Raw genomic sequence first — 21,956 nt, forward strand, 5'->3', positions numbered from 1 at the left:
TACAAAAAAACTATTACCTTTGCAACGAATAAGCCATATGAAAAAGAATACATTCAACATACTTTGCATCATCTGTATCTTACTGATATCCGGCCTGCCCGAGCACGTACAGGGAGCCTCTCAGAAGCAGTTCACCGTAGTCATCGATGCGGGACACGGAGGAAATGACCCCGGAGCGATAGGCAGACGCGGACGCGAAAAGAACATCAACCTGAATGTTGCATTAAAACTGGGTCGGCTCATCGAAAACAACTGCAACAACACGCGAGTCGTTTATACCCGCAAGAAAGATATATTCGTACCGCTGCATACAAGAGCAGAAATAGCAAATAACGCAAAAGCCGACTTATTCATCTCAATACATACCAATTCCGTCGCCTCACGAAGCAGCAAAGTCTGTGGAACGGAAACTTATACGTTAGGACTACACCGCACTCAGGAAAACCTGGAGGTCGCCAAAAAAGAAAACTCGGTAATCCTGATAGAAGATGATTACAAGCAACGTTATGCCGGATTCAACCCTAATTCGGCAGAAAGTTACATTATCTTCGAATTTCTGCAAGATAAGTATATGTCACAAAGTGTCAGTTTCGCAACCATGATACAGCAGCAGTTCCGCCAAAACGCTCGCCGCGCAGACAAAGGAGTGCATCAGGCTGGATTTCTGGTACTTCGGGAAACATCCATGCCCAGCGTATTGATTGAACTTGGATATATCACCAACCCCGGAGAAGAAGCATATCTGCTTTCAGAAAACGGCTCGTCGGCATTGGCACAAAGCATCTATCAAGCGTTCCTCAACTATAAACAGCGCAGCCAGAAAAGTACCACGTCTGCATTACCAGCCAGCAAACCGGAAGAAGATACTATAACCGAACAGTCGGCACCACAGCAGGAATATGCAGAAACGCTGCCAAGTGAAGAAATGGTTTCAGAACAGGCTTCTGTACAAAAGTCATCTCGACCGACAGAAAAAGCTCAAACAGCCAAGCCTGTATTTAAAATACAGATTCTTACATCCGACAGAGTACTTCCATCGAGAAGCAGACTCTTTAAAGGTCTTTCTCCCGTAAGTTATTATAAGGAAAACGGAATCTATAAGTATACCTACGGAGAAGGTACAGACTACAACCGGATACTTCGGCTGAAACGCAATAAAGTAGACAGCAAATTCAAAGATGCTTTTATCATAGCATTCAAGAATGGCGAAAAAATGAATATCAACCAAGCTATCAGAGAATTTAAGAAAAACAGATAACAAAAAAGAATCCAGATAAATATGAGAAAAGAAGTAAAAATAGGTTTTGCAGGAATTGCCGCACTCATCATTCTCTACTGTGGAGTAAATTACCTGAAAGGGGTTAACATGTTCAAACCGGAAAGCTACTATCATGTAGAGTTCACAGACATCAACGGACTTGCACAATCGAGTCCAGTATTTGCCAATGGCTTTAAAGTCGGCATCGTCCGCGACATACAATATAATTATCGGAAACCCGGACACGTAGTGGTTGGTATAGAGATGGATCAGGAAATGAAAATTCCTACCGGAAGTAGCGCCGAACTGATAACCGAAATGCTGGGAACCGTCAAGATGAATCTGCTGCTGAACCATGAAAGCAATACTTATTATAATGAGGGGGATACCTTGCCAGGAACAGCAAATACCGGATTGCTGGGAGCAGCCGAAAAAGAATTGCTTCCCAAAGTAGAACAGATGCTGCCTAAATTGGACTCAATCTTAGGCTCACTAAACAAACTGCTTGCCGATCCTGCATTGAGCAAAACTTTGCATAATGCCGAACAACTGACTGCATCACTGAATGCAACAAGCACACAGTTAAACAAACTGATGGTGACAGATGTTCCTAAACTCACCAGCAATGTAACCGCTATTACAGAAAACCTGAAGACAATCAGCGATAACCTGAAGGATGTTGACTATGCAGCTACTATTGCAAAAGCAGACTCAACACTTCATAATGTATATCTGCTCACCGATAAACTGAACAGAAAAGACAACTCTTTAGGACTGCTGATGAACGATTCCAGCCTATACAACAACCTGAATGCAACGACTGCCAATGCAGCCAGTCTGCTGGAAGATTTAAAGGCACACCCAAAACGTTATGTACACTTCTCGCTCTTCGGAAAAAAAGACAAATAATCTTGCTTATATAGAAATATTCTAAATAGCAAAATAAGGTTATATCATCTTATAAGAAACAATAACTTGCTGATATTCAACACCGGAATATCAGCAAGTTAAAAACAGACAAGAATCATACAAATATATAAATATTTGAGAAACAACTTCTTGCAAACAAGCAAATCACAAAAATTGCCAATCAAAAAGCTTTAGTAAACAATATACTGATTTACAATACATTGCAAGATTAATCAAAAAAGCAAGCAAAAAGAGATTTGTTTTTCTGAAAATTGATTACGAAATTTGCAGCGTAGAAGTTTCGCTTTATTAATAACAGATTAAATATGATTGAGAACAATCAGGCTATTGTATTATGGAAACGTTGCCTAAATTTCATAAAGGATAACGTTAATGCGACAGCCTATAAAACATGGTTCGAACCTGTCGTGCCATTAAAATTTGAGGATAAGGCCTTGACAATCGGAGTCCCCAGTCCTTTCTTCTATGAATACTTAGAGGAAAAATATGTGGGACTTTTGCGTGCCGCTATATATAAGGAGATTGGTGAAGGAACAGAGTTGATGTATTCTATCCTTACCGATAAGACAAATCATATAGCCATTGACATGAAAGGGACAGAGCGTTCGTCAGCTTTGCCTCCGCAAACGCCTATACATAATGGTAATAAAGCGCCCAGCCTGTTACAAGCTCCGGCTGTACAGGATCTGGATCCACACTTGAACCCGAACTACAATTTCGAAAACTTTATAAAAGGAACAAGCAATGAGTTTTCCAGAACTGTTGCAGAAACAGTAGCACAGAATCCGGCACGTACATTCAACCCGTTGTTTTTGTACGGTCCGTCGGGTGTAGGAAAAACTCACCTTATCAACGCTATAGGTACACGTATCAAGGAATTGTATCCAGAAAAGCGTGTGCTCTATGTATCTGCTCATTTGTTTCAGGTACAATACACTGATTCTGTACGCACAAACCACTTTAACGATTTCATCAGTTTCTATCAGACGATTGATGTTCTGATAATCGATGATATTCAAGAGTTTGCGGGAGTTACAAAGACGCAGAATACATTCTTCCATATATTCAATCACTTGCATCAGAATGGCAAGCAGCTGATTCTTACTTCCGACCGTGCTCCCGTTATGTTGCAAGGTATGGAAGATCGTTTGCTGACTCGTTTCAAATGGGGACTGGTAGCAGAATTGGAAAAACCGGACATCGAATTACGCAAGAATATCCTGCGCGATAAGATTCGCCGTGATGGATTAATCATTCCTGAATCTGTTATTTGCTACATTGCTGAAAACGTAAACGAAAGTGTACGTGAGCTGGAAGGTATCGTAAACTCATTGTTAGTATACTCTATCCAGTTGAAGCGTGAAATAAACCTCGACTTAGCGCAACGCATCGTACGCAAGGCTGTACGCTGTGCTGAGGTGAAACCGCTCACAGTAGATAATATTATCGAAAAGGTATGCAGCCACTACAAGGTAGATGCTTCGACCATCCATACTAAAACGCGCAAACGTGAAGTTGTCCAAGTACGTCAGGTTGCCATGTATCTGGCAAAGAAACATACAGACACTTCTTCATCCAAGATTGGTCAACTCATCGGCAATAAGGATCATGCGACCGTACTTCATGCATGCAAGATTGTAAAAGATCAAGTAGAAGTAGATAAAGCATTCAAGGCTGAAATCGAAGAAATAGAAGCCAGCTTGCATCAGAAATAAAGATGAAACCATTGATACCCGAAGAAAAAGGAAATGTATTACAGCTAAAGATTCACATTCCCAACATTCGGGATTATCATCAAATAAAAATAGAAATCGCCCCCTCTGAAATTCAAATAAAATTTTTGAGAGGGCGATTTTTTATTATCTAAGTTTTCCCCAGCCTTGTGCTAAAATACCTGTTTCACTTTTCAACCAACGCAGAACAGAAAAGAGAAATACAAGGATAGAAACTGAGTAATGTTTTTTACTTATCGAATTTCTGTTCTTTCAATGTTTTCTTCAGCATGTCCGACATCACTTCATTATCAGCTTTCCGATAACGGATATCCGTAAAAATCTGAGCTAAAGTTTCAGTGTGATTGATTTCCACAAACTGACGATTTTCAGGAAGTGATTCTTTATAAGCAAAGATTTCGTCTATATCCTCTGGCGTATAATCGTGATAAACCTCTTCGTGTATAATACCCTTTATCGGCAAACGATCGGGCTGAACAGGAGTTTCATCCGGATAGCCCAACGTAATAGTTGCAACAGGAACAACCAGCTCCGGTAAATGTAAAATCTCTATAATCTGATGAGGATTATAAATAGTAGTACCCAGAAAACAAGTTCCCAGTCCCTTATCCTCCGCAATCGTGCAAAAGTTCTGAGTGACCAGCAACGCATCTGTCATTGCATTCATAAAAGAAAGCAAGTTATCATAACCCGGTTCTGCCTTCCGCTGACGACACCATTTACTGAAGCGATTGAAATCGGCACAGAAAGTCAAGACAACAGGAGCAGAAGTCACCATCGGCTGATTAAAATGAGCAGGCGCCAACTTAGCCTTCATAGCAGGATCACGAGTCACTACCACACTATACAATTGCATATTTCCCATGGTAGCAGCACGAAAAGCAGTTTCGAGCATTTCGTTCAAAAGATCAGCCGGAACGTCCTGAGCCTTGTATTTACGTATCGTACGTCTGTTTTTTATAGAATCCATAATCAATATTTTTAATTTATCTACAAAGATACAAATAAAAAATAAGTATATGCCAATGAAACGCCAACAAACACAAGAATAAAGCATTGTTATTCAAAATAGTAAACTTCGCAAGCACCCACAAATAGCCAAGCAACTAATTACCAAACATTTAAAACATAAAAACGGAAAACTTTTCAGATTGTTGATAACTTCTTTCTGTTTTATTTTGCAAATCAGAAAAACATCTTTAGCTTTGCAGCAGTTTGTTATTGAATAAAAAGCGAAACTATACATATTACAGAATAACGAACTAACATCATTATATAAAAGTGGAAAAACAAACGTACAGCTATGACGAAGCTTACAAGGCCTCGTTACAGTATTTTAATGGGGATGAACTTGCTGCTCGCGTGTGGGTAAACAAGTACGCAGTAAAAGATTCCTTTGGAAACATCTACGAAAAATCTCCTGAGGATATGCATTGGCGTATAGCTAATGAAGTAGCCCGCATTGAGGCAAAATATCCTAATGCACTCAGTTCGGAAGAACTCTTCGGCTTACTCGATCACTTTAAGTACATCGTTCCGCAAGGAAGTCCGATGACGGGTATCGGAAATGATTATCAAGTAGCTTCACTATCCAATTGTTTTGTTATCGGTCTGGAAGGATCGGCCGACTCTTACGGTGCAATCATCCGCATCGATGAAGAGCAAGTACAATTGATGAAACGTCGTGGAGGTGTAGGTCATGACCTTTCACACATCCGTCCGAAAGGTTCTCCGGTCAAGAATTCTGCATTAACTTCTACCGGTCTGGTTCCTTTCATGGAACGTTATTCAAATTCAACTCGTGAAGTTGCCCAAGACGGACGCCGCGGTGCACTGATGCTTAGCGTTTCAATCAAACATCCGGACTCAGAAGCATTCATCGATGCTAAAATGACAGAAGGAAAAGTTACAGGAGCAAATGTTTCTGTCAAGCTGGACGATGAATTCATGCAGGCTGCTGTTGAGAACCGTACCTATACCCAACAGTTCCCGATTGATTCTGAAAATCCTCAAGTAAAGAAGGAAATCGATGCTTCGGCTTTGTGGAAGAAGATTGTACACAACGCATGGAAATCGGCTGAACCCGGTGTATTGTTCTGGGATACCATCATACGCGAATCAGTACCCGACTGCTACGCAGACCTGGGATTCCGCACAGTTTCAACCAATCCTTGTGGTGAAATTCCCTTGTGTCCGTACGACTCCTGCCGTCTGCTGGCCATCAACTTATACTCGTATGTAGTAAATCCGTTTACCCCGGAAGCTTATTTCGACTTTGAACTGTTCAAGAAACATGTCGGACTGGCACAACGTATCATGGACGACATTATCGATCTGGAACTTGAAAAGATTGAAAAAATCATGGAAAAGATCGATTCGGATCCAGAAAGCGAAGAAGTAAAGGGAACTGAACGTCATCTGTGGGAAAAGATTTATCACAAATCCGGATTAGGACGCCGTACAGGAGTAGGTATCACTGCCGAAGGAGATATGCTTGCAGCCATGGGATTACGCTACGGAACAGAAGAAGCTACCGAATTCTCTGAAAAAGTTCACAAAACCATTGCAATCGAAGCATACCGTTCTTCTGTCAACATGGCAAAAGAACGTGGAGCATTCCAAATATACGACGCAGCACGTGAGGCAAACAATCCGTTTATCAACCGTATAAAGGATGCCGATCCGGAACTGTACGAGGATATGAAGAAATATGGCCGCCGTAACATTGCGTGTCTTACCATCGCTCCTACCGGAACAACCAGCTTGATGACTCAAACCACTTCGGGTATCGAACCTGTATTTATGCCGGTATACAAACGCCGCCGCAAAGTAAATCCGAACGATGCCAATGTACATATTGACTTCGTAGACGAAACAGGAGATGCTTTTGAAGAATACGTGGTATTCCATCACAAGTTCCTCACTTGGATGAAAATCAACGGATATGATCCAGACAAGCATTATACACAAGAAGAAATAGACGAACTGGTTGCCAAATCTCCTTATTATAAAGCAACATCAAACGATGTAGACTGGCTGATGAAGGTCAAGATGCAGGGACGTATTCAGAAATGGGTAGACCATTCTATCAGCGTTACCATCAACTTGCCGAATTCTGTCGACGAAGAACTGGTAAACCGTCTGTATGTAGAAGCATGGCGCTCGGGATGTAAAGGCTGTACCGTATATCGCGACGGCTCACGTGCGGGAGTTCTTATCTCTACACAGAAGAAAAAAGACACTCCGAAAGAAGATGACTGCCACTGCAAACCACCTCAGATAACAGAAGTACGTCCGCGTGTACTCGAAGCAGATGTTGTCCGTTTCCAGAACAACAAAGAAAAATGGGTAGCTTTCGTCGGACTGCTGGACGGTCATCCCTATGAAATATTCACCGGTCTGCAAGACGACGAAGAAGGCATCGTCCTGCCAAAATCTGTTACTTCAGGACGTATCATCAAGAGTTACGACGAAGACGGAACTAAACACTACGACTTCCAGTTCGAGAACAAGCGAGGCTACAAGATGACTATCGAAGGTTTGTCCGAGAAGTTCAACAAGGAATACTGGAACTATGCCAAGCTGATATCGGGTGTATTACGTTACCGTATGCCTATCGAACAGGTTATCAAGCTGGTTAGCTCACTGCAGCTCGACAGCGAAAACATCAACACTTGGAAGAACGGTGTACAGCGTGCACTGAAGAAATATGTACAAGACGGAACCGAAGCCAAAGGAATGAAATGTCCTAACTGTGGACACGAAACCTTGGTTTACCAGGAAGGCTGCCTGATTTGTAAGACTTGCGGAACATCTCGTTGCGGATAATCCTATGAAACCGACAGCAAACATGTATATCCACCTGAAAGGTCTGAAGTTGTATGCTTATCACGGTGTGCTTCCTCAGGAAAATCAGGTAGGTGCAGAATATACCATCGACTTGCGCTTGAAGACAGACTTCGCACAAGCTGCGGAAACCGACCGGCTGGAAGGTACCGTCAACTATGCGGAAGTGTTCAGTGCCGTGAAAAAGGAGATGAGTATTCCTTCCCAACTACTGGAACATGTGGCATGGAGAATAGCCAGGAGGCTGCTGGACGATTTCCCAACAATCAGCGAAGTCAATATCGCTCTTTACAAGCAGAATCCTCCGATAGGAGCCGACTGCTCTCAAGTTGGCATCGAGGCCACTTACCTCAGATAAGAAAAAACAAGCTCCGGATGGTGAAAATAATCCTATCGATTACCAGTCACCCATCCGGAGCTTGTTTTATTTATCAATATATCACGAAGTATCAGTTGTATGCCTTCAGTTCTCACCAAACAGCTTAAACAACCGATTCCTCCTAAAGCCTGCTTAGCCTTTATCGGAAAGCAAGGTTACTTTATCTATTCGTTCAGACGATTCAGAAAAAACCTCTGCACGTTTTCGGAAATTTTGTACAAATAAAAAATTTTTTTGTACAAAAAATAACCGAAACGTATCCATCTTTAATTGTCAGGATAATAAGAATTATTTAAAAGACAATATCATTCGATACCCACCAATAGGATATACTTCAAGAAAAAGCAATAAAAAACTGTCCACGTTTACGCTTTTCCAAACGAAAACCCAGACAGTTTCTTGTGCTGAATGCAAACAGTTATCAAAAAGAAATCTTATCGCTCTGTTATAGGAACATACCCGACTTCCTCAAGCACGTTCTTGTATGCCGGACGAATGATACGACGTCCCTCGAAATTCAATTCCTCGATGCGGTGTGCCGTCCATCCTACGATACGTGCCATGGCAAAGAGCGGCGTATAAATCTCCATCGGAAGACCCATCATCTCGTAGATAAATCCTGAATAGAAGTCGACGTTCGAACAAACTTGTTTCTTCGTCCCTTTCACTTTCTTGAAGCATTCGATGGCACGCTGTTCCAGCAGTTCGAGGAAAGCGAATTCTTTTTCGCATCCCTTCTCGGCAACCAGTTCGCTTGCCAGCTCTTTCAGAAGTACAGCACGGGGGTCGGAAATGGTATAAACGGCATGTCCGATACCATAAATCAGCCCGCTGCCGTCGTATGCCTCCTTACGTAACATACGCATCAGGTACGTATCTATTTCATCTACGTTCGTCCAGTCGGAGATAACTTCCTTCAGGTGATGGAACATCTTGACAACTTGTATATTCGCGCCGCCATGCAAAGGACCTTTCAACGAGCCGATGCCTGCCGCAATGCTGGAGTAAGTATCCGTACGGGTAGAGCTGGTTACACGTACCGTAAAGGTTGAGTTGTTACCACCACCGTGTTCTGCCTGAAGTACCAGCAGCAAATCGAGCATACGAGCTTCCAGCGGCGTATAGTCCTTCTTTATCATGTAAAGAAAGTTCTCGGCTATCGACAGGTTTTCGTGCGGATGACGGATATGAAGCGAACGTCCGTGAATACTGTGACGATAGATACTGTACGCATAAGCAATGATGGTAGGGAACTTTGATATCAGTTCGATGGACTGACGCATCAGGTTATCGCGTGAGATATCGTCCGGATTCGGATCGAAGGTATACATTTCGAGCACACTTCGTGCCAGGATGTTCATGATGTTCTGTCCCTCCAAGTCGATGATATTCATGGTCGTCTTCTTGTCGAGCGGCATATTGTCGTTTATCAGCTCCTTGAAAGCCTCCAGTTGTTCGCTGTCGGGCAGTTCTCCCGAAAGCAGCAGATAAGCAACCTCCTCGAAGCCGAAACGTTTTTCTCTCAGCAGGGCGTGGGCAATATCGTCCAGATCATACCCTCTGTAAAACAGTTTTCCGGGAATAGGCTTCAAGCCATCTTCCGTACGTTCATATCCTACAACGTTACCAATCTTGGTCAGTCCCACGAGAACACCCGTTCCGTCTTCATTACGCAATCCGCGCTTCACGTTGTATTTCGTGAAAAGCTCATTGTCTATCCGGCATGCCTGTTTGGCACACTCCGAAAGTTTATATACGATATATTCTTTTTTCATGTCTTGATACGCTCTTGATTATAATGATTCTAACACACGCTGTCCGAACTCTTTCGTACCCAAAGCTTTTCCTTCGGGCATGAAGCGTGCCAGATCGGACGTTGCTTCTCCCGCCTCAAACAGTTGTTCCAGAGCATTGGTTATGAGGGTAGCAGCTTCTTTCCATCCCAGATATTCCAGCATCATGACAGACGACAGCAACAACGAGCAGGGATTCACCACATTCTTTCCGGCAATATCGGGGGCCGTACCGTGAGTAGCTTCGAAAATGGCATGTCCCGTCAGGTAATTGATATTGGCTCCCGGAGCGATTCCGATGCCACCTACCATGGCAGCCAACTGGTCGGATATATAATCTCCGTTCAGGTTCAGGGTGGCAATAACCGAATATTCTTCCGGAATAAGCAGTGTATTCTGCAAGAAAGCATCGGCAATGCAATCCTTGATGATAACTTTTCCTGTATTCATCGCATCGGCCAGTGCAGCTTTTGCTGATTCTTCGCCCAAATCCTTCTTCAACTGATTGTACTGGTTCATCGTAAACGTACGGTCGGCAAACTCCGTTTCTGCCACTTCGTACCCCCAGCGCTTGAAACCTCCTTCGGTAAACTTCATGATGTTTCCTTTGTGCACCAGTGTAACCGACGGCAGTTTATGCTGCAACGCATACAAAATAGCCGCACGTACCAGACGTTTGGTCCCTTCTACCGAAACAGGCTTTACCCCGAACGATGAAGTTTCGGGGAAACGTACCTTCTTCACGCCCATTTCATCGCGCAGGAAAGCATAAAACTTCTGCGCTTCGGGAGTACCCTGTTCCCATTCGATACCGGCATAAATATCTTCTGTATTCTCACGGAAAATATGCATATCTACTTTTTCCGGTTCCTTGACGGGAGAAACGACTCCACGGAACCAGCGTACCGGACGCAGGCAGACATACAAGTCGAGCGTCTGACGCAAAGCAACATTCAGCGAACGGATTCCTCCACCTACCGGTGTAGTAAGCGGTCCCTTAATACCTATCAGATACTCGCGGAAAGCATCCATCGTAGCTTCCGGCAACCATTCGCCGGTCTGTGCAAAAGCTTTTCCACCTGCCAGCACTTCTTTCCATTCGATGGAGCGTTTACCGCTGTAAGCCAGCTTAACGGCTTCGTTTACAATCTGCTGACATACAGGAGTTATCTCAGCTCCTACTCCATCACCTTCTATAAAAGGAACTGTTACACAGTCGGGCACTACCAGCCGACCATCTTGCATATAGACTTTACTCATAATCTTTTTTATTGTTTTTTGAATGTATTCAGGGCACACCCTGCTTTAAACCAACCGATCTGCATTTCATTGTACGTATGCGATGCGAGGAATGAATCTTCTGTTCCGTCTTCATGTTTCACGATTACCTGCAACGGTTTTCCCGGAGCAAAGCTATCCAGTCCTACTACCGAGATGAGATCGTGTTCTTGTATCTTGTCGTAATCGTCTTTATTTACAAAGGTAAGTGCCAGCATACCTTGCTTCTTCAGGTTTGTTTCGTGAATGCGGGCAAAACTCTTGGCAAGAATTACGCGCACATTCAGGAAACGAGGTTCCATAGCTGCATGTTCACGGCTCGAACCTTCTCCGTAGTTTTCCTCTGCCACTACAATAGAAGGAATGCCTTTTGCCTTATATTGCTTTGCTACACTCGAAACGGCTTCATACTCGCCCGTCAGTCTATTCCACACACTATTGGTCTTGCCATTGAATGCGTTTACAGCTCCCATCAGCATGTTGTCGGAAATGTTTTCCAGATGTCCGCGGAAACGGAGCCACGGTCCCGCCATCGAGATATGGTCGGTAGTACATTTGCCCTGTGTCTTAATCAACAACGGCATATCTGTCAGGTCCTTTCCATCCCAAGCCGCAAAAGGAGCCAGTTTCTGTAAGCGCTTCGAATCGGGAGCAATCGAAACTTCTATATTCTTGCCGTCGGCAGCCGGAGCTACATATCCGTTGTCGTCTACCGTAAATCCCTTATCCGGCAGCGTTTCTCCTACAGGTGCATCCAGCTTGACCAGCTCACCTTTTTCATTAGTCAACGAATCGGTCAGCGGATTGAAGCACAAATCACCGGCAATAGCCAGCGCCATAGCCAGTTCCGGCGAAGCTACAAAGGCATGCGTATTCGGGTTTCCGTCGGCACGCTTGGCAAAATTCCGGTTAAATGAAGTAACGATGGAATTGGCGCGCAGCGGATCATCCGTCACACGTTTCCACTGCCCGATGCACGGACCACAGGCGTTTGTCATAATCACACCACCTACCGCCTCGAAATCGGCTATCATTCCGTCACGTTTCGCCGTACAGTAAATCTGTTCCGAGCCCGGATTGATGATAAGCTGGGCAGCCATTTTCAACCCTTTAGCTTTCACCTGACGTGCCAGCGAAGCAGCACGGCTTAAATCCTGATACGAAGAATTTGTACACGAGCCTATCAGCCCCACTTCCATACGCTGCGGATAACCGTTTGTACGTACTTTTTCCGCAAATTCCGATATCGGGCATGCCGCATCGGGCGTAAACGGCCCATTGATATAAGGTTCCAGTGTAGACAAGTCGATATCGATAACCTTATCATAATAGCTTTCCGGATGAGCTTCTACTTCTGCATCAGCCTTCAGATACAGCGCATTACCCGAAGCCATCGTTGCCACTTCCTTACGTCCTGTAGCACACAGATACTTTTCCATTTCCGCATCATAAGGGAAAATAGAAGTCGTAGCTCCCACCTCGGCACCCATGTTACAGATAGTTGCCTTTCCGGTAGCAGACAGAGAAGCCGTTCCTTCTCCAAAATATTCTATAATGGCGTTGGTAGCTCCTTTTACGGTAAGCATACCCGCCAGTTTCAATATGACATCTTTCGGCGAAGCCCAACCATTCAGCTTACCTTTCAGACGCACACCGATAAGCTTCGGCATTTTCAGCTCCCACTCCATACCGGTCATCACATCTACAGCATCAGCTCCTCCTACCCCGATGGCAATCATACCCAGACCACCGGCATTAGGAGTATGTGAATCGGTTCCTACAATCATTCCTCCCGGAAACGCATAATTCTCCAAAACAACCTGATGAATGATACCCGCCCCCGGTTTCCAGAAACCAATATTATATTTGGAGGCAACACTCTTCAAAAAGCTGTATACCTCTTTGTTCGTCTCTTCGGCTACAGGCAAATCCTCTTTCACTCCGCGATATGCCTGAATGAGATGGTCGCAATGTACCGTAGCAGGAACCGCAGAACTATCCTTTCCTGAGTTCATGAACTGCAACAATGCCATTTGTGCCGTAGCATCCTGCATGGCAACCCTGTCCGGACGAAAGTTTACATAATCTTCTCCACGACGGAAAGCGGCAGCTGTGCCCGCATCATACAAATGAGCATAAAGTATTTTCTCTGCCAATGTCATGGCCTTTCCCAGTTTTACACGCGCCGCATCTACATGCACTGCATACGATGCATAAAAGCGTTTCAGCATCTCAATGTCGTAAACCATTCTGTATTCCTTTCTTTTTTACCTTATTTCTATGTCACAAACATATAGAAAATATTTTCAATAATCAATAAAAATAGAATAAAATCATTCATTTTGACAGAAAAGTACACAATATTGCATAATTATAACATAAAATAAGCAATCAATGCCGGGTAAATATTCGACAGTAAAAGTACATCATCGGGAGATGGCGTCCTCCCGTTCTGAAAAAATAAAATCTACGAACACACAGACTTCACAGATAATCACTATCTTTGCCTGTGAATCATTAGGATAGATTATATGAGCAAACTGAAAAAAGCATGGGAATACATCCGTCGGCATAAATATCTCATTACGATACTTGCCTTTTTGCTGATAATCGGTGTATTGGATGAAGAAAACAGTCTGATACAGCGCTTTTCGCACTGGCGTGAGATTCGTACACTCAATACTGAAATCGAACATTACCGCAAGCAGTACGAAAGGGATAGCCGTGAACTGAAAGAACTGACTTCCAATCCGGAGGAACTGGAAAAAGTTGCCCGCGAAAAGTATCTGATGAAGAAAGAAAACGAGGATATTTATATTTTTGAAGAAGATTTGAAAAAGAACAAGGATGAGTAAATACTATTCTGTCATAGCTATCGTAGGGGCGATAGTTTTATTATTGGGAGCAGCGTTACAGATAACCAAACTGGTATGGGCTCCGTATTTTTATCTAATAGGTGCCATTATGTTTGCTTATGTACAGGTCATGAGCGGCTACGAAGGCAAAAATATCGTTATCCGCCGCTTACGTCGCCAGCAAATTATAGGAGCCATCCTACTGGTGGTAGCCGGAGTAATGATGATACTCTGGAAACGAAACGAGTGGGTAGCCTGCCTCACCATTGCAGCCGTACTGGAACTGTATACAGCTTTCCGCATACCTCAGGAAGAAGAGAAAGAAAAGAAACATTAATATACAAAGAAAAACGCCGGGACAAATCATTCAATTCATCCCGGCGTTTTTTTATCTCTCGCCACGTTTTCTTTATTTCATTACCATGTTTTTTTAAGAACATGTATCATGTCAACGCACGATAGTCATTTCGTCTATCAGATGCTTGGCACCGGCATATTTATCGATGACAAACAATACATAGCGAATATCGACACAGGCAGCACGCTGCAACTGCGGATTATAGGCAATATCGCCGGTCAGACCTTCATAGTTGCGGTCGAAGCCGACACCTATCAGTTCACCTTTTGCGTTGAAGACCGGAGAACCTGAATTACCTCCCGTGTTATCGGTTGCTGTAACAAAGCATACAGGCATCCGTCCGTCGGACATGGCATACGGTCCGAAGTCCTTCTTTTCATACAATTCCTTCAATTTGGGAGAAACTACAAACTCCGGATTGTCCGGATCTTCTTTTTCCATAACTCCCTTCAAGGTAGTATAATACAAATACTCCTTGCCGTCGGCAGGCTCATACGAACCAATCTTTCCGTAGGTCAGTCGCAAGGTAGAGTTTGCATCCGGATAAATGGCCTTACCTTCCTTCTGTTTCAGAGCCAACATACCGGCAACCCATGTCTTGTGAGCACGGTTATATGCATTCGTTTCTGCTTTCATGGCCTCATCCATAGCCTTGTAACCTTCCTTCACCGACTTGGCATATTGCACCATCGGGTCGTTTTTCAGTTTTTCGGCATTAGGATTTTTCAGGAAAGCAGCCAGAGCCTCAGGACTACGGAAGATTGACTTGTCAAAGCAAGCGTCGACAAAAGCATCGGTATTGCCACCGAATTTGTCATCTATCAGCTTGAAGATGCTGATACGCTGTCCGGCAGGAATCAGCTGTGCATACAGTGCAATCAATTGTTTGGAAACCTTGCGGTCGACTGCCGTACTGTAATCTTTATTAAAGAACTTCTTTCCTTGCTCGTCCAAAGCAGCAACAGCCGCTTTTATACCTTTTTTATCATTTTTTTCCAGCGAAGCAAGCAACTTATCCGTGTCAGGAATCTTCGAAAACTCCGTACCCAGCATCAACGCTTCATAGATAGCCTGCTGATGATATACCGCATCGTGACGCTTGGCCACAATCTGCTTGATCGTTTCGTATGCCTGACGATAGCTGTCATTACCTGTTTCCTCGCCGAAAGCCAGCAGACGTTTCTGTTCATCTTTCTTACGGTCGAGCACTTTCAGCGACACAAGTCCTTCGTTCATGCCGATAGCATTCTTCCAGTAATTGGCAGAAGAAGCATACTTGGCTGCATACTGGATACGTGTTTTGGCATCTTTTGCCATTTCTTCACCCAGCACTCGCAGACGGACTCCGCGCACGGTATCACGCATAAAGTTGGTAGTCTGCATACGTTCCTCCACTTCATCACTGATCATGTAACGCCAGTTACGTCCGGGAAATCCCATTACGAAAGTAAAATCGCCTTCCTTAATGCCACCCATGTTGATAGTAAGATGTTTCTTAACCTTCAGTGGAACATTATCGGCTGCATAATTGGCAGGCTTTCCATCCTTCGACGCATAAATGCGGAAGATAGAAAAATCACCACAATGACGCGGCCACATCCAGTTATCCGTATCGGCTCCGAACTTTCCGATAGAAGAAGGAGGAGCACCCACCATACGAATATCCTTATACACCGTCTTGACAAACAGGTAATACTTGTTGGCTCCGTAGAACGGCTTCAGTTCGAGAACGGTAAAATCGTCCGTCTTGATATTTTCTTTCTTGGCAAAACGCGCTGCAACGGTCGACAAGTACGAAGGAGAAAGGTAATTCAGTCCTTCCGGATCATCATCCTTTTTCAATTGTTCCTGCACATAATCCGTCACATCGAGGATACGGTCGATAAACGTAATGGTCAGTCCCTCACAAGGAAGTTCTTCTGCACGGCTCATTGCCCAGAAACCATCGGTCAGATAATCGTGTTCCACCGAGCTGTGCTGCTGGATATACTGATATCCGCAGTGATGATTGGTCAGCACCAGTCCTTCGGAAGAAACAACTTCTCCAGTACATCCGCCACCGAAATGCACAACAGCATCCTTCAGGCTGATACTGTCGTCGGGACAATACACCTTGTCGATGCTGATATCCAGACCCAGATCCTGCATGACAGCAGCATTCTGTTTCTTCAGGTCGGTCAGCATCCACATGCCCTCGTCGGCATATCCGGCGAGAGAGCATGCGGCAAGCATGGAAAATAATAAGGTTTTCTTCATTATTCAACGATAGTCATTTCGTCGATCAGGTTCTTGCAGCCACCCAGTTTCTCGACGATGAATAATACATAACGAATATCTACGGCAATACAACGCTGGAGGTTGTTGTCGAAGTTGATGTCACCCGAAAGTGATTCCCAGTTTCCGTCGAAAGCAGCACCGATCAGTTCGCCGTTGCCATTCAGCACCGGAGAACCTGAGTTACCGCCAGTAATATCGTTGGTAGTCAGGAAGCAAGTCGGCATTTCACCGTTAGGCAATGCATAGCGGCCGAAGTTCTTCGTAGCATACAACTCTTTCAGTTTAGCAGGAACAACAAATTCCGGATTGTTCGGGTCTTCCTTTTCCATTACTCCCTTCAGGGTTGTATAATATTTGTAGTGAATGCCATCCTTCGGATCGTACGATTTTACGTTACCGTAAGTCAGACGGATAGTAAAGTTAGCATCCGGAGCTTTCGGAGTCGGAGCATACATTTCGCACAAACCACGCACATAAGTCTTGTGCAGCAAGTCGATATCACCGCTTACAGCACTATATTTTTCTCTCAACTTCTGCGCCATGTCGTTCTTGCTTGACGAATACTGGATAGCCAGGTCATTGTCGATAGCCTTTACCGTAGGGTTGCTGATGAACGCATTGAAGTTCTTTTCGTTAGAGAAGATACTGTTATCGTACAAAGCATCGATATAAGCATTGTAATCACCTTTGAACTTTGTCTGGATAGTCTGATAGAATGCAGGCAGTGCATCAGCCGGAACACTCTTGGCGTACAGCGGAATCAGCACCTTGGCAACCTTGCGGTCTACTTCGTGGTCGTAATCCTTATTGTGAACATCGGCATACGCTTCCTTCAGGTTGCTGATAGCCTTTTCAACATCTTTCTTTTTGCCTTTCTCCAGCGCCGTCTTCAAGTCGTTGAACAACATGTAAGTTGCACCAAACTCGATGCCGCTTCTGAATGTTTCGCTGAAGTAAACCATCTGTTTGGTTATCGGAGTAGCCTTCTGAACATACTCGTCAATCTGGCTTACCACCTTGGCATAGTCGGCATTGTTCTGTTCTTTAGCAAACTGAGCAAACTTAGCTTCCTGTTCAGCCTTTGCCTCAAGCACCTTATTGTCGATAATAGCCTTGTTCATACCGATAGAGTTTTTCCAGTAGTTGCTGGAAGAAGCGAACTTACTTGCATACTGGATACGTACCTTATCGCTGGCAGCCATTTCCTTACGCAACACGTTCTGACGTGCTTCACGAACTTGAATACGAGGAGTATTCGTACCTTCCATACGCATTCTTACTTCGCTCTCCGTCAGGTAACGACTTGTACTTCCCGGGAATCCCATAATCATGGCATAGTCGCCTTCCTGCAAGCCCTTCAACGAAATAGCCAGATGCTTCTTCACCTTCAGAGGCACATTCTCTGCACTATATTCTGCCGGATTACCATCTTTATCGGCATAAATACGGAACATAGAGAAGTCGCCCGTATGACGCGGCCACATCCAGTTGTCGGTTTCACCACCGAACTTACCAATTGACGAAGGAGGAGCGGCAACCATACGCACATCGCTGTATGTCTTGATAAAGAACAGATAGAACTTGTTTCCTTCGTAGAACGGAAGTGCTTCGGTAGAAATACCCGGTTTATCCTTCAAGTCACTCTTCTTCAACTCTTCAGATGCCAGTTCATTCAGATATTCAGCACCGAAAGAATTGATTTCGGTAACCTTTCCGTCTTTAATATCTTGATTTACCTTATCGGTTACATCCACGATTCGTTCTACAAACTTAAAAGTCAATCCCGGAGTAGGAAGTTCCTCAGCACGGCTTTTTGCCCAGAAACCATCGGTCAGATAGTCATGCTCAACCGAGCTATGCTGCTGAATAGCATCGTAACCACAATGGTGATTTGTCAGGATCAATCCGTCCGGAGATATGATTTCACCCGTACATCCACGTCCGAAAATACCCACAGCGTCTTTCAGTGTCACGCTGTTCGGACTGTAAATATCGGCAATATCCATTTTCAGACCTTGTGCTTTCATACGGTCGGCAAGGTTCTGTTCCTTCATCAACTGAAGGAGCCACATTCCTTCGTCGGCTTTCACCGGTGAAAAGGCTGCACAAATCAGTGCAAATGCTAATACTTTGAGTTTTTTCATTGTTATGATATTTAAATGATAATTGAATATTTTCCCTTTATCCGCAATAGTTAGCAAAGATAGCGAAAAATACGTTTAGCGTATCTTAATTCAGTAATAATCCTCTATTTAGTTTAATTTTTGATAATTTATTTTCACGACATTTCTAAACATTATACCTTTGCCCAAGAATTTTCTAAAGGCTTATTGCATGTATAGATTTTATTTTTTTCTCTTTTGTGCCATCATTTGCGCTTCATGCGGAAAGAAATATAATATAGAGGGTATTTCTTCTGTATCGAAACTGGACGGAAAAATGCTTTTCATAAAGGTGCCTTCCGGCGACAAGCTGGTAAATATCGACTCGGCGGAAGTGATACACGGAATTTTCAAGATGAAAGGGAAAGTAGATTCTACGGTCATTGCCTCGCTGTATATGGATGATGACTGTATCATGCCGGTTGTGATAGAAGAAGGTAATATCAACATCAATATCGACAAGGCCGGCTTTTCGATAAAGGGAACTCCCCTGAATGACAGTTTCAACGAATTCATCGTAAAGAAAACTTCTCTGGAAGACCGGGCTTACGAAGTTGAAAGAATGGAAAGCCGCATGATTATGGACGGCAAGGACCCCAAATTTATCCAGGAAGAAATGGATAAACAACGTACTGCACTGGGGCACGACATGGACGAACTTGCCAAGACCTTTATCGAAGAAAATTATGACAATGTATTGGGAACAGGCGTATTTCTGATGCTATGCAACGGATTTCCTTATCCGGTACTCACTCCTGTCATGGAAGAAATAGTAAACAATGCTCCCGAATCGTTCAAAAACAATCCGATGATTAAGGAATATGTTTCGGTAGCACGTAGCAACATGGACAAACTGCAAGCCGTTCAATAAGAGCTTTGCAGGCTGTCGACTTCAGAACTTCGGAAAGACATCGGGAAAAGAATCATAAAAGAAGATAATGCTTAACGGAAAATTTGTACAAATTTTCCGTTTTTTTGTACAAATTTCTGAAGACTTTGTACAAATCATATTACAAAGGCCAGCAGGTTTTAAAAGAGAACGCACAACTTTTCTATAAACCTGACTGCATATTTTACCCCCTTTATCTGCATGCGCATCTACCGGAACTCCGGTATGATGTCAACTGAATGAGATAAAGGGGGTAAAACGTCTTACTGGTCGGGATTTTCAACCTTACCCTTATATTTTTCGGGCAAATCTTTCTCTATCGCTTTATACGATTCTGTCATCAGCATTTGCAGGTTTTCTTCACCTTTCTTGCCAAGCGGGTAAATAGGCTCATGTATAGTCAGCGTCATCGGATGCCAGTGAAGGAGTTTGCCCGTACGAGGAAGGATGTCGAAAGAACCGTCTATCGTCAGCGGAATGACGGGCAACTGAAGCTGGTCGGCCAACAGAAAGGCACCTTTTTTGAAGTTCGCCATGTGGCCGGTAAAAGTACGTGCTCCCTCAGGAAATACCACCAGTGAAGTTCCGCCCTGAAGCACTTTTTCTGCCCCCTTTATGGTTTCATAAATCTTGCGCGGACTGGATTTGTCGACAAAGATGAATCCAGCCGACTCGCATGCCTTACCGACAAACGGAATTTTACGAAGGCTTTTCTTCATCATCCATTTAAAGTTACGCCCCAAAAAGCCGTATACCAGAAAAATATCGAACGAACCCTGATGATTGGCAACGAACACATACGAAGTTTTCTTGTCCAGATGTTCGTGTCCCCGAACTTTAACAGGAAGTAAAAACAGAAAACAGGTCAGCTGCGACCACAGTTTTCCGGGATAATAGCCCCAGAAATGCCCGTTTCCCAACCAGCAGCCCAGCATGGTAGTCAGGGCAGTCAGTATAGTTGCCACCAGAAATATAGGCAACCCGATACAGATTTGATAGATAATGTATAAGAATCTCATTGCTTGTATAGTTTATAAATTATTATTTCTTCCGTAAGGTAATGACCGTTATCTCGGGCCATGCTCCCAGCCTCATAGGAAAGAGCACATATCCCAGTCCGATATTGACATATAGTCCACGTCCCTGTTGCAGGTATAATCCCCGATGTTCGGGATAAACAAAGCGGGAAAGAGAAAATCCAAATAAATTGACTTGCATATCGTGCGTATGTCCAGCCAGCATCAGTTGGATATCCGTATCCGGCAAAACGCTTCTTCGCCAATGAGTAGGGTCGTGACTCAGCAGCACCTTGAACATGCCCTCCGTACCTTGTTGCGCCCGAGGTAAATCACCACGGTCAGGGAAAGGAGGCTTTCCGCTGTTTTCTACTCCTATCAATGCAATCGAATCGTTTCCGCGGCGGATAATGCGATGGTCGTTCATCAACATCTTCCAGCCCATCTGTTCTTCCCTCATTACCAGCGTATCGATATTTGCCAGTCGTTCCGCCTCGCTATTCCATTGAGCATAGGTAGCGTAATCGTGATTTCCAAGTACGGAATATACTCCATCTCTGGCGTGCAATTTTGAAAAAACCGGCATGAACTCTTTCATTTCATCGGCACGGCTATTCACCAGATCGCCCGTAAACACAGCCAAATCGGGATGCTGGGCGTTACAAAGCTCTATAGCTCGCTGCAAGGCTTCCGTATTCCCTTTCCAGCTTCCGGAATGAATGTCCGACAACTGAAGTATCCGATATCCGTCGAATGCAGCGGGAAGATCGGGAGAAGAAAAGGTGACCTGCTTTACTTGAAAGTATTCCTTACCCCATATCGCACCAAAAAGGACATAAACCAATGTAGCAACGGCTACTACAACCGATACAGTCTTGTGATACAACGGTACACGGATAAGCCGGTGTAAGGCTCTCAGCAAGATATCGCACAACACAAATATCAGTTTCGGTACAGCAAAGCATAAAGTCACAATCAGATAAAAGCCAAAGGACTCATGCAGGGAATTATGGGCTGCAACGAAAACAATCAGTGCCAGCAACAGCAATGTGGTAGGCAACCAGTATAGTTTCTTCGACCAAGCCTGCTCTGCCTGTCTTATATATACCTTATAGATATACCAGTCGGGCAATAACAGCAATACGATAAAAAACAGTGAAACTCTTGCCAGTATCATAATAC

The 21,956-nt window shown here is 44.0% G+C and carries 16 protein-coding genes; 8 read left to right on the top strand and 8 right to left on the bottom strand.

From position 1 onward, the window contains the following. Nucleotides 1-37: 37 nt before the first annotated feature. The 3 genes from WKT12_RS08610 (at nucleotide 38) to dnaA (ending at nucleotide 3,903) form a co-directional block, all read left to right on the top strand. Nucleotides 38-1,258, top strand: coding sequence for an N-acetylmuramoyl-L-alanine amidase family protein (locus tag WKT12_RS08610; protein ID WP_340319427.1), 1,221 nt, complete (start codon nucleotides 38-40; stop codon nucleotides 1,256-1,258). 21 nt (nucleotides 1,259-1,279) lie between these two features. Continuing rightward, entirely contained in the window at nucleotides 1,280-2,167 is an 888-nt protein-coding gene (locus tag WKT12_RS08615) for an MlaD family protein (RefSeq protein WP_021970807.1), read from the top strand. 326 nt (nucleotides 2,168-2,493) lie between these two features. After that, nucleotides 2,494-3,903 (top strand): chromosomal replication initiator protein DnaA, encoded by a 1,410-nt coding sequence (gene dnaA / locus WKT12_RS08620; RefSeq protein ID WP_021970806.1) that lies wholly within the window; start codon nucleotides 2,494-2,496, stop codon nucleotides 3,901-3,903. A gap of 247 nt (nucleotides 3,904-4,150) precedes the next feature. On the opposite strand, the gene WKT12_RS08625 is transcribed toward dnaA, so the two are convergent. Next, on the bottom strand, nucleotides 4,151-4,891 hold the full coding sequence (locus WKT12_RS08625; protein WP_021970805.1) for an NADPH-dependent oxidoreductase: 741 nt from the start codon (nucleotides 4,889-4,891) through the stop codon (nucleotides 4,151-4,153). A 311-nt stretch (nucleotides 4,892-5,202) separates the two neighbouring features. Between WKT12_RS08625 and WKT12_RS08630 the strand changes: the two genes are divergently transcribed. Continuing rightward, entirely contained in the window at nucleotides 5,203-7,749 is a 2,547-nt protein-coding gene (locus WKT12_RS08630; protein WP_021970804.1) for an adenosylcobalamin-dependent ribonucleoside-diphosphate reductase, read from the top strand. 4 nt (nucleotides 7,750-7,753) lie between these two features. After that, nucleotides 7,754-8,125: a dihydroneopterin aldolase gene (gene folB, locus WKT12_RS08635; RefSeq protein WP_340319428.1), complete on the top strand. Its 372-nt coding sequence runs from the start codon at nucleotides 7,754-7,756 to the stop codon at nucleotides 8,123-8,125. Nucleotides 8,126-8,580: 455 nt separating this feature from the next. Here the strand turns inward: folB and WKT12_RS08640 are convergent, their stop codons facing one another. From WKT12_RS08640 to WKT12_RS08650, 3 genes are read right to left on the bottom strand one after another with little or no spacing between them, the layout of a single operon-like run. Continuing rightward, a complete protein-coding gene (locus WKT12_RS08640; protein WP_340319429.1) occupies nucleotides 8,581-9,921 on the bottom strand; it encodes a citrate/2-methylcitrate synthase in 1,341 nt (446 codons plus the stop codon). A gap of 18 nt (nucleotides 9,922-9,939) precedes the next feature. Then, a complete protein-coding gene (gene icd, locus WKT12_RS08645) occupies nucleotides 9,940-11,199 on the bottom strand; it encodes an NADP-dependent isocitrate dehydrogenase (protein WP_021970800.1) in 1,260 nt (419 codons plus the stop codon). Nucleotides 11,200-11,207: 8 nt separating this feature from the next. Continuing rightward, nucleotides 11,208-13,466, bottom strand: coding sequence for an aconitate hydratase (locus tag WKT12_RS08650; RefSeq protein ID WP_340319430.1), 2,259 nt, complete (start codon nucleotides 13,464-13,466; stop codon nucleotides 11,208-11,210). Nucleotides 13,467-13,748: 282 nt separating this feature from the next. Here WKT12_RS08650 and WKT12_RS08655 point away from each other — a divergent pair, with 282 nt between their 5' ends. Both WKT12_RS08655 and WKT12_RS08660 read left to right on the top strand, forming a co-directional pair. Beyond that, complete coding sequence (locus WKT12_RS08655; protein WP_021970797.1) at nucleotides 13,749-14,072, top strand: FtsB family cell division protein; 324 nt, start codon at nucleotides 13,749-13,751, stop codon at nucleotides 14,070-14,072. Beyond that, on the top strand, nucleotides 14,065-14,409 hold the full coding sequence (locus WKT12_RS08660) for a hypothetical protein (RefSeq protein WP_340319431.1): 345 nt from the start codon (nucleotides 14,065-14,067) through the stop codon (nucleotides 14,407-14,409). The genes WKT12_RS08655 and WKT12_RS08660 overlap by 8 nt, the downstream gene beginning before the upstream one ends. 111 nt (nucleotides 14,410-14,520) lie before the next feature. Here the strand turns inward: WKT12_RS08660 and WKT12_RS08665 are convergent, their stop codons facing one another. After that, nucleotides 14,521-16,686, bottom strand: a complete 2,166-nt coding sequence (locus WKT12_RS08665; RefSeq protein WP_340319432.1) for a S46 family peptidase — start codon at nucleotides 16,684-16,686, stop codon at nucleotides 14,521-14,523. Then, nucleotides 16,686-18,851 carry a S46 family peptidase gene (locus WKT12_RS08670; protein ID WP_340319433.1) on the bottom strand — a complete coding sequence of 722 codons (2,166 nt, stop codon included), beginning with the start codon at nucleotides 18,849-18,851 and terminating at the stop codon, nucleotides 16,686-16,688. Before WKT12_RS08670 ends, WKT12_RS08665 begins: the two co-directional genes overlap by 1 nt. Before the next feature lie 190 nt (nucleotides 18,852-19,041). On the opposite strand from WKT12_RS08670, the gene WKT12_RS08675 reads away from it, so the two are divergent. After that, nucleotides 19,042-19,740, top strand: a complete 699-nt coding sequence (locus tag WKT12_RS08675; RefSeq protein WP_021970793.1) for a DUF4369 domain-containing protein — start codon at nucleotides 19,042-19,044, stop codon at nucleotides 19,738-19,740. A 281-nt stretch (nucleotides 19,741-20,021) separates the two neighbouring features. On the opposite strand, the gene WKT12_RS08680 is transcribed toward WKT12_RS08675, so the two are convergent. Beyond that, complete coding sequence (locus WKT12_RS08680; RefSeq protein WP_340319434.1) at nucleotides 20,022-20,777, bottom strand: lysophospholipid acyltransferase family protein; 756 nt, start codon at nucleotides 20,775-20,777, stop codon at nucleotides 20,022-20,024. Nucleotides 20,778-20,799: 22 nt separating this feature from the next. Further along, entirely contained in the window at nucleotides 20,800-21,951 is a 1,152-nt protein-coding gene (locus WKT12_RS08685; RefSeq protein ID WP_340319435.1) for a metallophosphoesterase, read from the bottom strand. Nucleotides 21,952-21,956: the final 5 nt, after the last annotated feature.

This window comes from Phocaeicola sp. HCN-6420, assembly GCF_037890145.1.
Lineage (GTDB): Bacteria > Bacteroidota > Bacteroidia > Bacteroidales > Bacteroidaceae > Phocaeicola.